The sequence below is a fragment of the Vreelandella glaciei genome (genome assembly GCF_013415125.1).
GTDB classification, from domain to species: domain Bacteria; phylum Pseudomonadota; class Gammaproteobacteria; order Pseudomonadales; family Halomonadaceae; genus Vreelandella; species Vreelandella glaciei.
The window spans coordinates 88,486-102,238 of the sequence record NZ_JACCDE010000015.1; the positions used below are offsets into that span (position 1 = coordinate 88,486).

A 13,753-nucleotide genomic window follows, 5' to 3' on the forward strand; every position below is an offset into this window, starting at 1 on the left:
ACCCGCGCCCCTACTCGCCAGGCTGGGCGGCTTCAACGGAGGCACTCAGTGCCAACAAGCTGGCTTTAAAGGCAATATTTGAAATAAAGACTAAAATTACCATAAGAAAATTAAGTTATATAAATTAAGCAACTGCTAATCAGGACGTTCTATCGCAAAACGATCACTAATGCGGATGTAATCGCTGCCCGCTAGGCGACCTACAGGTTTCAGAAGGTCCATATCCACATGGCGACCGTCCCATAGCGCGTCATCAATATGAATGGAAACCACTTGCGCCAGTACCAACGTACCTGCTAAAGGTTGGTCACCGAACCGAATCATATCGAACAGTTTGCAACCAAACGCTACAGGCGCATTAGCAATCCGCGGAACGCTCACACCCGGCATAGCAGCCTTTTCAAGCCCGGCCAGGGTAAACTCATCCTCTCCTGGCGGCAGGCTGGCACTAGTGGTATTGAGCGCTTCAATTAACGCCTCACTCCCCACATGCACAACGCATTCTGCAACGTCATTTAAATTGCGCACCGTATCTTTAAGCTCACCGCTGCCATTGAGCAGTGGTGAAAATGCCAGCACCGGCGGGTTGACACTAGCGACATTGAAGAAGGAGAACGGTGCTAAATTAGTATTTCCCTGCTTATCCTGGGTAGACACCCAGGCAATGGGCCTTGGGCAAACAACGCCGGATAACAAGCGGTAAATAACACCGGGGCTTAGGGGGGAATCATCTAACAGATAGTTACTCATTTTTGGCTCCTTGACGGTTAGTGTTCAGGTTAGTATCACTTTATAACAACAAGGCCCACCAAGCCCTGTTTTACTATTATCGATGCGACCAGTTTAAGGAATCCTCTCCATGAAGATTATTATTCCCGATGATTATCAAGACTGTGTGCGCAATTTAGAGGCCTTCAAGCAGCTAGAAGGCCACGATGTGACGGTGTATCACGACACTCTTACCGACCTGGACACGCTAAGTGCGCGTTTCCAGGACGCCGAGGCGTTAGTGCTGATTCGTGAACGCACGCCAATCACGGCTGCCCTACTAGAGCGCTTACCCAAACTGAAGGTCATTAGCCAAACGGGTGGTGGTGCAGCGCATGTGGATATGGCGGCCTGTCGCCGCCATGGCGTTACTGTTATGGCGGGCACTGGTTCTCCCTACGCTGCGGCCGAGCTGACCTGGGGCTTAGTGCTTGCCGCCATGCGTCATATACCGGCAGAGGTCGAGAACCTGAAAGCAGGCCGCTGGCAGCGCACGTTAGGTACCGGCCTTAAAGGGCGCACGCTAAGCATCTTCGGCTATGGAAAAATCGGCAGCTTAGTAGCACGCTATGGTCAAGCGTTTGAAATGAACGTGCTGGTATGGGGCCGGGAAGGCACTCGCCAGCGCGCTTTGGATGCTGGGCTCGAAGTGGCCGAAAGTCAGGCCGATTTGTTTCAGCGCTCAGATGTGCTGAGCCTGCACCTTCGCTTGAACGACGAAACCCGCGGTATCGTCACTGCTGAATCACTCGCCCAGATGAAGCCTACGTCTCTGCTGGTAAATACCAGTCGTTCACCGTTAGTGGCGCCCGGTGCGCTTGAGCAGGCGCTTATAGCTGGGCGCCCTGGTCAGGCAGCGGTGGATGTCTTCGATGCGGAACCGGTCATTGAAAACGCGTTGCTGGCATTGCCTAATCTAGTCGCCACGCCTCACCTTGGCTATGTAGAAAAAGATAGCTATGAGCTCTATTTTGGCGATGCCTTTAGCAACCTGCTGGCTTACATGGATGGTCAACCGATTAACAATTTAGCGGGCTAATTGAGCGCGCTAAGTAGGCTAGCCATCCCCGTCTCTGTGCCAATTGTGCTAGCCTTATGGGTTCACGAGTAACACAGAGGCCATTAATGCTCACCATTTCTAGCAACGTTACCCTGGCTGATTGGGAGATTGATATTAGCCAGATTCGCGCCCAAGGCGCGGGCGGCCAGAACGTCAATAAAGTCGCTTCAGCAGTACATCTGCGCTTCGATATTCTTAGCTCAACACTGCCACCGCTGTACAAAGAGCGCTTAATGGCGCTGTCCGATCAGCGCATCAGTAAAGAGGGCGTGGTGATTATTAAAGCCCAGAGCCATCGTAAGCTTGAGCTGAATAAAGAGGATGCGTTGGCACGCTTAAAAGAACTGATACAGAGTGCCACCAAGCAGCAAAAAGCACGCCGTGCCACTAAGCCCACCAAAGGTTCACAGCGACGCCGCGTCGATCACAAAACCCGTAAGGGCAAAATCAAGTCATTGCGCGGTAAAGTGTCGGCGTCATAATGCGCCAGTCAGTTCTTCAGAGCCTATCTTAATGCGCACATCTTCTACCGTCCGCCCACTCTCGCCGTGCGTGCAGATTTGCCAGATCGAGCCATCCTCTTCATTGTGCAATGGCTGCGGCCGTACGCTAGATGAAATTTCGGTCTGGGGAGCCATGACCGAGGCCGAAAAAGCCCCGGTATGGGAACGCCTGGAAAGCGAAGGCTATGTCTCTGATAGCCATATTTCTAAAGACCAGGTTTCCAAAGACTAAGTTTCTAAAGACTAAGTTTCTAAAGACTAAGTTTCTAAAGACAATGCCGCAGGCTGATGACGGTCACTCAAGATATGGTGCAATTCACCGCACGCCACCATCGGGTCGTCACAGTTGATCACAATATCCGAGCGCGACAACACGTAACTGCGGCCGGTAATGGTATTTTCCACTACTTGGTAAGCGCCTTCCTGATGAGTGCCAATGAAGGTGCCGATAAACCCCGTCTCACGCAGTGAAACCGTCTCTAGTTTATCGCCTATATTCAATCGCCCTTCATAATTCATCAATGCCAGGCGTGCCGAGGTACCAGTACCCGTTGTACTACGGCAAATAACGCCAGGATGAACATAGGTGGTTGAGCGTGAACGTATATAACCTTCCGTCACCTTCTCTTCAGGACCCATAAAGTGCAAAAACGGCAGTGGCCCTACGTCACCCAGGGTGTAATGGGAAAAGCCTCGCTGCGCTTTAATTGCCTCAACAATTTTATAGGCACACTCAGAGAGCGCACGCTCTTCATCACGCGTCAGCTTAAAGCCCAATTCAGTGGCATCCACTAACGCATAAAAGCCACCGCTGTAGGCGATGGAGTATGTGACATCACCAATGCCCGGCACATCAATCGTATCGCGATAGGTATCGATATAGCTGGGAAGGCCGCCACAGGTAACTGACTCCACCACGCCGTTATGCACTTTGGCTTCGATCTGCACCAAGCCTGCCGGCGCTTCCAGCTTAAAGCGCTGTATCCCTTCCTGCTTGGGCACAATACCGCTCTCCAGCACAGCTGTCGCGGTACACAAGGTGTTAGAGCCAGAGTAAATGGGATAGCCCATTACTTCCATAATGATATAGCCCGCGACCGCTTCCGGATGGCTGGGAGGCACCAACAAATCGACTGACATTTCTGGAATGCCGTAGGGCTCTTCAAGCAGCAAGCGACGTAAACCGTCGGCGTCATCGCGCAGGTACTCCATCTGCTCGCGTACAGTGGCGCCAGGCAAAATATCGATGCCACCGGTGACAATACGGCTAACATCGCCACCGGCGTGAGTATCCATTAACTGGATGGTATGGAGATTAGGCACTAGTGGCGCTCCTAAGCGTCAGAAGAGGAATTTTCGAGGGCGAACGGAGCACCATGAGAGGCCCACTGGGCATCGGGAACAAGCACAATTTTACCCAGATAGTTGCTGTCCCGATTAACAAAATAGCGCTCGGCCGCATGCAGGTCGGAAAGCTTAAATGCCGCATGAAGCACGGGCTTTAATTCACCGCTGCGTATCCATGCCACAAGCTGTTCGGCCTCTTCACGGGTGCCGTGGGAAACGCCAAAAATCTGCACTTGGTACAGATAAACGCGCGTCCACATCATTTCGCTCAGATTGCCACCGCTGGCACCCGCAATGGAAAGGCGCGGGTAGCTCTTACGTCCCTGCATATCGACAATCATGGTATCGATAAATAGATTGGTCATTTCACCGCCGACCAGATCCATCACCGCATCGATCGGTTTACCGCTGGTCGTTTCCAGCACGCGATCCACAAACGTCGGCAAGTCTCCACGGTCAATCACCGCTTCTGCGCCTAGTGCTTTAAGGGCGTCAGCTTTGTCTAGCTGGCTTACCGCATAGGGAATAGCGCCCACAACGCGGCAGAGCTGAATCAGTGCGGTACCCACGCCACCGCTGGCGCCACTGACCAACACGCGCTCACCAGCACTCACCTTGGCGGCGGTCATCATGTGGTAAGCCGTTTGATAAGAGCACATGCCCATTGAGGCCAATTCAGCATCGTGAAGCTCGGGGTTGGGCACGTGATAAAACTGATCAGCAGGGACAGCGATATACTCAGCAAAGCCGCCATCGGCACCATGTCCGTAGTAATCAGGAGTGAGGTTAATATCACGGCGCTCGTCGGCGTAGATATTAAAATCGAGCAGCCCTCGCTGGCCAATGCGCTCAGCGTCGACCCCCTCTCCAACCGCCACGATGCGGCCTGCCACATCGGCCCCTTGAATACGCGGGAAGGTAAGCGTCGGGGTGCCACCCATGGCAAAGGAAGTCACATCACCTTTATCTTTGGTGGGATAAAGGCCTTCACGCGCTTTTCGGTCAGTATTGTTCTTTGCTGTCGCCGTCACCTGCACCAGCACTTCGCCCGCCTTGGGCTTAGGTGTAGCGACATCCGGATGGTACTCCAATTTCTCAATACCGCCATGTCCAGTCAATAGCATGGCGGCCATCGTCGGCGGCAGCGTGTTTTCAATTTCGGCCATGAGCTGACTCCTTAATATGGGTATATTGGCGCTCAAATGACAATAACAAACTCTTGCCGAGTCTCAAAAGCCATATAAGCGGCAATGGCGGCAACGCGTGGTTGCGAGGCCGCCAGAAGAACAAAGCACACTTATTAATATTAGCCAATACAGATATTAATTAAACATAAGCATTAGCTAAAGACAGGGACACCAATCAACACGGTGTGCAAGTAAAAAGCAAAGAAGACATACGCCACCAGCCCGATGAGTACGGTAGCAATAGTAGCCATTTTCGTGGTGCTAACTGGCGCAGCTGACGTCAAACGATCACGCTTTTTGGCAGCTTTAAACGCTAGGATTGCCCAGATAAGAAAGGCTGCAAAAAAGATAATATCGCCTAAGCGGCCGTTGGCTAGCAGGTGGGCAAACGCCCATATTTTTACTGACAGCATCATCGGGTGGCCAAGCTTGGCCTTAATAGCATTATGGGGAACATACGCCGCCACTAGCATAATAAAGGCAGGCAGCATGAGCAGCGCGACCGCATGGCGCATTCCCATGGGTGGTTGCCACACATAAATAGGGTCAAGGCGCATCTGGCCAAATCCATAAATGGCAATCGCCAAGCCGATCACGGACACTGCCGAATAGGCTATTTTCCACGTGGTTTCGCCGAATTTGGCAATTTGCTGCTGTCGCCAATTTTCAGCAAAAATACGCACAGAGTGGCTACCTAAAAAAATCAGCAGCCCGATGATCATTATGGTCATGAAAAATGCTCCCAGTGAAAATGCTAGTCGACGGCTTGATGCCTTATAGTCTTGGTCGCTGCAGAGGATGCCACACTCACCCCTCAACCACCTATGCATGCGTCAACTTTTCGTTTCCTGGCGTGTCGTTCACTGACGAGCTTAAAACCAGTGTTTGCGTTTAAATAACCAAATCAATATGCCGCCGATGCCCAGCATCGCCCCTAAGACAAAAAAGTAGCCGTACTCATAGCGCAGCTCGGGCATATTTTCGAAGTTCATGCCGTAAATCCCAGCGATAAACGTAAGGGGCACAAAAATCGCGGTAATGACGGTGAGAACACGCATGGTGATATTTAGCTGATGAGAAGAAATAGAGATATAGCCATCAACTAGGTCACCACAAATGTCATAGTACATCTGGGTCAAGGTGTAGAGACGTTCAAAGCGGTCCGCCACATCGTTAATAGCGTGCAGGGTTTCGCTCTCTTCCCGGGGCAGATGCTCGTAGTCATAAGCCGTCAGCTCTTGAGTAATGCCTTTGTGGTAACTAAAAATGCGGCGCATTTTGACCAATCGAGAACGATAAGTAATGATCTTGCGCATCAAAACATCGTTGCCGTCTTCTAACAGTTCATCCTCTAGATCGCTTAATTCAGTTTCAAACTCAAGCAGGCTATCGATATAAAACCCAGCTGAGATATACATAACGCGCAGCGCGACCTGCTCCGGCGAATGCGCCAAAAGTGCTCTGCCGTGCTCGTTAAACAGCCGCTCAATGCTTAACGCTTCACCAGGATGGAGCGTAACCAAAAACCGTTCGCCCACAAAAAAACAGACCTGTTGAGGCAAATAGTTCAGCTCGGCATCGAAGGAGGAGATGCCGCGATAAATAATCAGCGTATGGTTATCAAACTCTTCTATTTTAGGTGGATGGCGCTCTTTATGGGCATCTTGAATCGCCATCGGGTGAAACTCGAATGCCTCTAAAATCGACCGTTCGCTCTGCTGGGTTTCTCCCTGCATATCAATCCAGATATGGCTTCCCGGCGTAGCCCGCCACACAGCCATTAGGCTTTCACCGCCCTCATGGGTCTCGCCTTCAGGCGTAGTCAGAATAGTTCGAATCATGATCGTCCTTGAATATTTCCGGTCTTTCTTAAGAAGCACTACCTAAAGGCTGCACTATGCGAACTTGGGCTTTTCCCAAGCGCTTGGCATCATACATGGCAACATCGGCTCGCTTTAATAGCTCGTTGGCCGTTTCAGCACTAGTCGGCATGTACATGACAACACCTATGCTTGCGCTGATATTCAGCGCCGCATTGCCAGCAGCAAACGGCTCTTCAATCACCTGTATTAATTTGTTAGCCAACGGCTCAATCGCCATGGACTCACTGCCTTCTAATAGCAAGACAAACTCATCGCCGGCCCACCGCGCTATATAGTCGGTTTCACGGACGGTCTCCACCAATCGTTTAGCCATCACACGCAGCAGCTCATCACCCATGGCATGGCCATGAGTGTCGTTAATCGCTTTAAAACCGTCCAGATCCATGAATAAAACTGCTAAGGGCTTTTGAGTACGCCGAGTACGGGCCATTGCGTCAGGCAGGCGTTCATCTAGGGCACGTCGATTAGGCAGTTTAGTTAATACGTCTTCACGGGCCTGTTGATCGCGCAAACGCTCTAGCTGCTGTCGTTCGGTAATATCATGGATAAAAAGACTGCGTCGCTCGCGGCCATCAATGATTAATGTCTTGATGCGAACCTCGACGGGCAGCTCCTTGCCATCATGGCACCGCGCTGTATAGGTGATAGGGCCTTGATCACTCTCAGTTGGCAAGCCATTAGGAAAGAGTAGTTGAGTGATGGTCCTTGCCAGCACAGCTTTGCGTGGCCAGCCAAACATTAACTCAGCCGCTCGATTCCAATCCAGAATAACGCCCTGTGAATCAACGCTGATATAGGCGTCATAGGCGGACTCAATGACCAGATTGAGCTCGTTAGTGCGCCGCTCAATCTGGCACTCCATGCTGTAATGAAGCTCGTTTAACGCCCGCTGAGATTCTTGTGCTTTTTTTCTCTCTCGGATCAGCCGCTCACGAAGGCGAATTTCATCAGTCACAATCGCCGCTAAATCTTTCAAAGCCGCCAGCTCCTGCTCTCTAAGAGTACGAGGCTTAATATCAATCGCACAGAGGGATCCCAACGCAAGCCCATTGGAGGTGCACAGCGGAATACCTGCATAAAAGCGAACCCCATCCGAAACGGCCACATAAGGATTTTGCGCAAAGCGAGGGTCCTTGCGTGCATCTTCAACAATTAACGGCTCTGAGGCCATCACTGTATAAGCGCAAAAAGCCACATCTCGCGTTGTCTCGCGGGTTTCCACGCCCACGCGCGACTTAATCCACTGACGCTCGGCATCAATCAACGTGATCGTTGAGATAGGCACATTCAGTAACTGGGTAACCAGCCTGGTGACGCGGTCAAACGCTGGTTCATCCGGGGTATCTAATAGTTCAAGCTCATAAAGAGCGGCTAACCGCGCCTCTTCATTAGATGCTATGGGGTAGCTCATTGTAATATCACCCCTTTAGGTAGGTGTAGATCTACCAGCATATCGCGACCAGCACTTTCCTGCTTACTGCCTATGGTTTTTACTCATACTCGCGAGCAAAACACTCACCAGCGTTGAGGCGACTAGCGCGCCGACAAACGGTCCCAACGTAGGAATACTGCCCGGAAAACTGGCAGCTACCACTCCCGCGATGAGGCTGCCCTGACTGAACCACCCTGGAATAATGGCACCCAGCAACCCTGCAATGCCTCCCGCAATAGCCGCAAAAGGGGTCATTCGTTGCCACAGACCTAGCAGCACAGGCACCACAATGGCGGCACACAGTAAGTCAGCAATCAGGAACAGCCGCAGTACCGACAACCCCTGCAAAGCAATCACTACCACCGGTATCATCAATGCAATCGTGACCCAGCGGGCAGCGGCGATGGAAACACCCCGCTGTTCGCTGCGCGACACCACCAGGGAAGCGATACCATTTTGTAACGTATCAACACTGGAGGCTACCAAAGTGACTGCCAGCACTAAAGCGGGGAGTGTCAGCCAAGCTGGGGCCTCCGTTAGCAGCGCGAAAAACGGCATCGGCGGCTCGCCAAGGGGAACCCCACTCATTGACGCCAGCATGCCCAAACCACCAATTAGCATCACGACTAAGACGGTCATACCGCCGCCTAGCCAAGCGCCACGGCCCAGGCTTTGATCGTCCTTTGCCGCCCAAACGCGCTGCCAATACCCCTGATGGAAGAGGTTCGCTGCGGTGACGGCGATGACCAGCGTTAACGCAACGCTTAGCGCGCTGGCAACGGGGATTGAAGGCAGCGTTGCCTCGCTAGGCATTGTGGGTAGGCGCCATAACGTAACGCTACCTACCGCCAACAAAAGCGCTAGCAACAGCCATGCCTGCCATCGGTCCGTGGCAAGGCTGGCACGCAACCCGCCAACCGCCGTATACACCAGAGTGGTGAGGGCAACGCCAATAATCACCAGCGCGGGCGGCACATCTGACAATAGCGCGGTGATTGACCCAATGGCGGTGAGCTCCGCTGCCAGAAAGCAAGCCATATAGCCAACCGACACCAACGTTACCCAGCGCCGCACGCCTGGGCCATAGCACGCTTCTGCAAACTCTGCGATGCTGCGCCCTTCCGGCAATGCACGGCGAATTTTTGGGCCATAGAGTCCTAATACAATAAACGGCAGTGCCGACCCTAGCGCATAACCTGCTAATGCGAGGGGGCCAACAAAAGCGCCAATTTCGGGCGGGGCAAAGAGTATCCACGCCCCCATGCCAGAGGCAAGAAAGGAGAGACCCAGGGTTGAAGCTGTTTGTGAGTTACGAGCCGTGACATAGTCATCAACGGGTCCATCTACCCAGCGAGCCCGTAGGCCTAAAAAAGCAAAGCAGCACAGCGCCGCGCCAAGCACGGCTGACGTCAGGTATAGCATGTCGCACTTCCTCCGCCGGTACGAACCGGATCAGGTTCCAGGGTCTGCGCAGCGCGCATTCTCAGCCCTTGCAAGCAGGGCTCCCCTGGCGACAGTGAATGAAGACAGTATCGTCAACCAAAAACGCGTCTTAGTAAAGTTTCGCGTCTTAGTAAAATTTAAGGTGTGTTGGCAGCCTCCGCGCGAGGCACCCGCCCCATCAGATAGAACTCCTCATTGGGCGGCGTACCCGCCAGGGTGACCAGTCGATTCGACAAACCAAAAAACGCCGCGATGGCGCCTATATCCCAGCAGTCCTCTTGGCTAAAACCTTCTTGCCGCAGGCGCGTGCGCCACTTATCGGTCATTTCACCGACATCAATGGCACAATGCATGGCAAAGTCGAGCATGACTCGGTGGCGCTCACTAATCGGTGCCACGCGATGGTTGATGGCGACCTGATCCGCAAGCAGCGGGTCTTTGCTGTAGATGCGCACCAGTGCCCCATGCGCCACCACGCAATACAAGCAGCGATTGCGCGCACTGGTAGCGACCACAATCATCTCTTTCTCGGCTTTAGTGAGCGAGTCAGATTCACGCTCCATTAGCGCATCATGGTAGGCAAAGAAAGCACGAAACTCAGCAGGACGATGGGCCAACATTAAAAATACATTAGGCACAAACCCTGCCTTTTCCTGGACGGCCAAAATAGTATGGCGAATATCGTCGGGCAGATCATCTAACGTTTCTGGTACATTAAAACGGCTTAATGGAGCAGACATAATCACCTCTTTATTGTTCAGTTTAACCATCTCATTAAAACGACTTAGCCATAACGAAACAAAAGAACACATCTCCGGTCGTCTAAACGAACTGTTTCCTGCCCCCTACCAAGCGTTTGAAAATGCTACGGATGAGCGCCAACTACTTATTCGGATCATGCTGCATATGTTACTGGCCCGCCCAATGACGCGGGGCCAAATGACCTTGAGAGCCATTCATGGCTGGGAAAATGGTGGGTTTGAGCCCGACGGCCTTCAGCATGTCGACTACGCCCTCAGTAACGTCTCTGACTTCAAACGAGCAGTGCAGGATTTTGAACACGCCTCCAAGCACAACACGCCCTGCTGGTACTGCATGAAAGCCAACTCGGCCCCCTTGAACAATTGCTGGAAGAAAGCTTGCCGTTGTTTGATAACTTTTAAATCACGATATGTCGGTTCATCGGCTTGGCTTTGGCCTCACCTGCTATCAATTGACCCCGCTTAATGCGGGGCCAGCCTCAGGCATTGAATAGCGCTTCATTTAGCCAAGCGAAATCGTACTATTAATGCCACTGGAAACATTCTCTGGTTCAAACCAACGCGCTGTGACGGTTTTGGTTTGCGTCCAGAAGGCAATCGCCTGTTTGCCGTTAGGCCCTAAATCCCCCAGCTTTGATGCCCGCGAGCCAGTGAAGCTGAAGTAGGCAACCGGTACGGGGATGGGCACATTGATACCAATCTGACCCACGTCGATATCGGTTTCAAAACGGCGAGCAATCCAACCAGAGTTAGTAAAGATAGAGGTGCCATTGCCGTTGGGGTTGGCGTTGATAAATTCGATCGCTTCATCGAGGGTTTCAACACTGACCACACACAGCACAGGCCCAAAAATCTCTTCGCGGTAAATGGTCATATCCGCGGTCACATCCGAAAACAGAGTGGGGCCCACGAAGTTACCGTTGGGGTAGCCGTCCACTTGAACATTGCGACCATCGACCATCAGTTTGGCGCCCTCTTTTTCGCCTGCATCGATTAAACGCAGCACACGATCACGAGCAGCCGGCGATACCAGTGGCCCTAAATCGGCATCCAACTGGGTGCCCGGCCCCACTTTCATTGCCCGCGCCGCCTCAACAATGTCGCTTAGCCATTCGCGTGCCTCACCGACTAGCACCACCACCGAATTCGCCATGCAGCGCTGGCCCGCCGCACCAAAGGCTGAGCCCAGCAAGTTATTGATCGCCTGACTACGGTTGGCATCCGGCATCACCACGCAGTGGTTCTTGGCCCCCATCATCGCCTGCATGCGCTTGCCCGCTGCCGCCGCGCGGTTATAAAGCAGCGAACCCACGTGGGTAGAGCCAATGAATGAGAGCGCCTTGATATCCTGATGGTCAGCAATTTGATTGGCCACATCCGGGCCCCCGTGTACCACATTAAGCACGCCGGGCGGGATGCCGGCTTCGTGAGCCAGTTCGACTAAGCGCATAGTGGAGCTTGGGTCTTGCTCTGAAGGCTTGAGAACAAAGGTATTGCCGGTAGCAATGGCCAGCGGAAACATAAAGCACGGCAACATAATGGGGAAGTTGAACGCGGTAATGCCGGCCCCAACACCCAGCGGCTGGTGCATGGTGTAAACATCCACCTCATTGGCGGCATTTTCAGCCAGCTCACCCAGTTGGAGCGAGGTAATCGAACATGCGTGCTCCACCACTTCCAAGCCACGGCCTACTTCGCCTTCCGCATCCGGCAGGGTTTTGCCGTGCTCTTCAGTAATCAGCGCCGCCAGCTCTGCGGTATTGTCACGAATTAACGCCTGAAGCTTGAGCATGATGCGCATTCGCTTGCCAAGCGGCACTTTACGCCACTCCTTGAAAGCCTCCTTAGCATTACTGATGGCACGCTCCACTTCGTCAGCGGTGCAAAACGGCACCCGCGCAACCACCTCTTGTGTGGCGGGGTTAATCACATCGCGCCATTCCTGACTTTGCGAAGGTACGGGCTGACCATTGATATACATGGGTATTTCGCGAACGGACATAACGTTGCTCCTGTTTATAGTTGTGGTTTTGGTGGTGGTTTTGACTATGGTTGTTATGGCTGTGATTGCTGTCATAAAGCAGTGACTGCCTGCGCACCGCTGTCAGCAAGAACACAGGGTATAGCAGCAAGTTAACGTTAACGTCAACCAAGTATCCTATGAGTAAACAAAATCTGCCGCATGGCGTCAATTAGCCTTTTCATTGTTGTGCCGTGGTGGCTATGCTTCCGCTAACCAGGGGCGCCGTGGTTTTTCAAACCGTTCACGGCAAACGCTACGCATGACGTGTTTAAGCACAGGGAACTAACGATGCAGACCTTCAGCTGCCGCTGTGGCAATTCACTCTTTTATGAAAACACCCACTGCCTTACCTGCCAATCAGACGTCGGCTGGTGCCCCGCCTGTAGCAATATTGTCGCGATTGAGCCGTTGGACAACGGTGGCTATCGCTGTACGCACCCAGGTTGCGATACAGCGCTGATGAAGTGCCACAACTACGCCGTTGAGAACGTCTGTAACCGCATGGTGGTGATGGAACGCGGCCAAGCGGATGTACTATGTGACTGCTGTCGTTATAACGAGGTAATTCCCGACCTCAATATTGAAGGCCATCGTGAACGCTGGGCGGCGCTTGAAGCAGCAAAGCGGCGGCTATTTCATACCCTCGATCTACTCAAGCTGCCACATGGCACCAAAGACGATTCCATTAACGTGCCGCTAAGCTTTTCATTTATGGCCGATGCCCTTCCCGACCAGGGGTTATGGCGCTCTACCGCGAAGCAAGAGAAGGTGTATACCGGCCATGCGTCGGGCCATATCACCATTAACGTCAAAGAAGCCGATGACGTTGAGCGTGAACGCTTGCGCGTCGATATGAACGAATCACACCGCACACTCATCGGTCACTTCCGCCATGAAATTGGCCACTATTATTGGGATGTATTGGTAAAGGATCGCGATGAAGAGGCGTGTCGTGCGTTGTTTGGCAACCACCATCGACCAAGCTACGCAGAGGCGCTAGAGCGTTACTATCAGCAGGGCGCCCCCAGCGACTGGCCTGCGCGTTTTATCTCTGCTTACGCCACCATGCACCCCTGGGAAGACTTCGCCGAAACCTTCGCCTATTACTTGGATATGGTGGCCGTGCTGGATACCGCACTGCACATGGGCATTACACATGTCGAATATGACGGTAGCCTGGACAGCATGTTGATGGCTTTTCATCAGGTCGGCTTGGCGGTGAACGAACTCAACCGGGATATGGGGCTACTCGACCTTTCGCCAGCGGCGCTCGCCCCCGCCGTGCGGGATAAACTGGCGTACCTGCATCAACTGATCCAAGCCGCCAGCCCTGTTGAGCGCTAGCC

13 protein-coding genes and 1 riboswitch are annotated in these 13,753 nt (G+C 52.8%); of the genes, 4 read left to right on the top strand and 9 right to left on the bottom strand.

The genetic code is table 11. From position 1 onward, the window contains the following. Positions 1–135 precede the first annotated feature (135 nt). Positions 136–750 carry a flavin reductase family protein gene (locus tag HZS80_RS11755; protein ID WP_008957365.1) on the bottom strand — a complete coding sequence of 205 codons (615 nt, stop codon included), beginning with the start codon at positions 748–750 and terminating at the stop codon, positions 136–138. A 109-nt stretch (positions 751–859) separates the two neighbouring features. Here HZS80_RS11755 and HZS80_RS11760 point away from each other — a divergent pair, with 109 nt between their 5' ends. The 3 genes from HZS80_RS11760 (at position 860) to HZS80_RS11770 (ending at position 2,563) form a co-directional block, all read left to right on the top strand. Continuing rightward, on the top strand, positions 860–1,807 hold the full coding sequence (locus HZS80_RS11760; RefSeq protein ID WP_179916181.1) for a D-2-hydroxyacid dehydrogenase family protein: 948 nt from the start codon (positions 860–862) through the stop codon (positions 1,805–1,807). An 86-nt stretch (positions 1,808–1,893) separates the two neighbouring features. Next, positions 1,894–2,310 carry an alternative ribosome rescue aminoacyl-tRNA hydrolase ArfB gene (arfB, locus tag HZS80_RS11765; RefSeq protein WP_027960041.1) on the top strand — a complete coding sequence of 139 codons (417 nt, stop codon included), beginning with the start codon at positions 1,894–1,896 and terminating at the stop codon, positions 2,308–2,310. 31 nt (positions 2,311–2,341) lie between these two features. Then, positions 2,342–2,563, top strand: a complete 222-nt coding sequence (locus HZS80_RS11770) for a DUF1289 domain-containing protein (RefSeq protein ID WP_179916182.1) — start codon at positions 2,342–2,344, stop codon at positions 2,561–2,563. Positions 2,564–2,589: 26 nt separating this feature from the next. On the opposite strand, the gene HZS80_RS11775 is transcribed toward HZS80_RS11770, so the two are convergent. The 8 genes from HZS80_RS11775 to HZS80_RS11810 all read right to left on the bottom strand — a co-directional run bounded on the left by HZS80_RS11775 (position 2,590) and on the right by HZS80_RS11810 (position 12,386). After that, positions 2,590–3,654, bottom strand: coding sequence for a proline racemase family protein (locus HZS80_RS11775; protein ID WP_179916183.1), 1,065 nt, complete (start codon positions 3,652–3,654; stop codon positions 2,590–2,592). 11 nt (positions 3,655–3,665) lie between these two features. Further along, positions 3,666–4,844, bottom strand: a complete 1,179-nt coding sequence (locus tag HZS80_RS11780) for an alcohol dehydrogenase catalytic domain-containing protein (RefSeq protein WP_179916184.1) — start codon at positions 4,842–4,844, stop codon at positions 3,666–3,668. A gap of 173 nt (positions 4,845–5,017) precedes the next feature. After that, on the bottom strand, positions 5,018–5,596 hold the full coding sequence (locus tag HZS80_RS11785) for an NnrU family protein (protein ID WP_179916185.1): 579 nt from the start codon (positions 5,594–5,596) through the stop codon (positions 5,018–5,020). A gap of 141 nt (positions 5,597–5,737) precedes the next feature. Then, the gene (locus tag HZS80_RS11790) at positions 5,738–6,706 is read right to left on the bottom strand and encodes a magnesium transporter CorA family protein (RefSeq protein ID WP_179916186.1); all 969 of its coding nucleotides are present in this window, start codon (positions 6,704–6,706) and stop codon (positions 5,738–5,740) included. A gap of 28 nt (positions 6,707–6,734) precedes the next feature. Continuing rightward, positions 6,735–8,159, bottom strand: a complete 1,425-nt coding sequence (locus HZS80_RS11795) for a sensor domain-containing diguanylate cyclase (protein WP_179916187.1) — start codon at positions 8,157–8,159, stop codon at positions 6,735–6,737. 63 nt (positions 8,160–8,222) lie between these two features. Further along, positions 8,223–9,602: an SLC5/6 family protein gene (locus tag HZS80_RS11800; RefSeq protein ID WP_179916188.1), complete on the bottom strand. Its 1,380-nt coding sequence runs from the start codon at positions 9,600–9,602 to the stop codon at positions 8,223–8,225. After that, positions 9,592–9,699, bottom strand: a riboswitch (TPP riboswitch). Its footprint overlaps the gene before it by 11 nt. 61 nt (positions 9,700–9,760) lie before the next feature. Continuing rightward, positions 9,761–10,363: a peroxidase-related enzyme gene (locus tag HZS80_RS11805; RefSeq protein WP_179916189.1), complete on the bottom strand. Its 603-nt coding sequence runs from the start codon at positions 10,361–10,363 to the stop codon at positions 9,761–9,763. A 523-nt stretch (positions 10,364–10,886) separates the two neighbouring features. Next, positions 10,887–12,386, bottom strand: a complete 1,500-nt coding sequence (locus HZS80_RS11810) for a CoA-acylating methylmalonate-semialdehyde dehydrogenase (protein WP_035560026.1) — start codon at positions 12,384–12,386, stop codon at positions 10,887–10,889. Between the two features lie 309 nt (positions 12,387–12,695). On the opposite strand from HZS80_RS11810, the gene HZS80_RS11815 reads away from it, so the two are divergent. Next, on the top strand, positions 12,696–13,751 hold the full coding sequence (locus HZS80_RS11815) for a zinc-binding metallopeptidase family protein (protein WP_035560024.1): 1,056 nt from the start codon (positions 12,696–12,698) through the stop codon (positions 13,749–13,751). The last annotated feature ends 2 nt before the right edge of the window (positions 13,752–13,753 follow it).

What these genes read in the sequence shown, in the direction of transcription:
- HZS80_RS11780 (WP_179916184.1), bottom strand. Translation starts at nt 4,844, where the DNA reads ATGGCCGAAATTGAAAACACGCTGCCGCCGACGATGGCCGCCATGCTA.
- HZS80_RS11755 (WP_008957365.1), bottom strand. Translation starts at nt 750, where the DNA reads ATGAGTAACTATCTGTTAGATGATTCCCCCCTAAGCCCCGGTGTTATT.
- HZS80_RS11815 (WP_035560024.1), top strand. Translation starts at nt 12,696, where the DNA reads ATGCAGACCTTCAGCTGCCGCTGTGGCAATTCACTCTTTTATGAAAAC.
- HZS80_RS11800 (WP_179916188.1), bottom strand. Translation starts at nt 9,602, where the DNA reads ATGCTATACCTGACGTCAGCCGTGCTTGGCGCGGCGCTGTGCTGCTTT.
- HZS80_RS11785 (WP_179916185.1), bottom strand. Translation starts at nt 5,596, where the DNA reads ATGACCATAATGATCATCGGGCTGCTGATTTTTTTAGGTAGCCACTCT.
- HZS80_RS11760 (WP_179916181.1), top strand. Translation starts at nt 860, where the DNA reads ATGAAGATTATTATTCCCGATGATTATCAAGACTGTGTGCGCAATTTA.
- HZS80_RS11770 (WP_179916182.1), top strand. Translation starts at nt 2,342, where the DNA reads ATGCGCACATCTTCTACCGTCCGCCCACTCTCGCCGTGCGTGCAGATT.
- HZS80_RS11805 (WP_179916189.1), bottom strand. Translation starts at nt 10,363, where the DNA reads ATGTCTGCTCCATTAAGCCGTTTTAATGTACCAGAAACGTTAGATGAT.
- HZS80_RS11790 (WP_179916186.1), bottom strand. Translation starts at nt 6,706, where the DNA reads ATGATTCGAACTATTCTGACTACGCCTGAAGGCGAGACCCATGAGGGC.
- HZS80_RS11795 (WP_179916187.1), bottom strand. Translation starts at nt 8,159, where the DNA reads ATGAGCTACCCCATAGCATCTAATGAAGAGGCGCGGTTAGCCGCTCTT.
- arfB (WP_027960041.1), top strand. Translation starts at nt 1,894, where the DNA reads ATGCTCACCATTTCTAGCAACGTTACCCTGGCTGATTGGGAGATTGAT.
- HZS80_RS11810 (WP_035560026.1), bottom strand. Translation starts at nt 12,386, where the DNA reads ATGTCCGTTCGCGAAATACCCATGTATATCAATGGTCAGCCCGTACCT.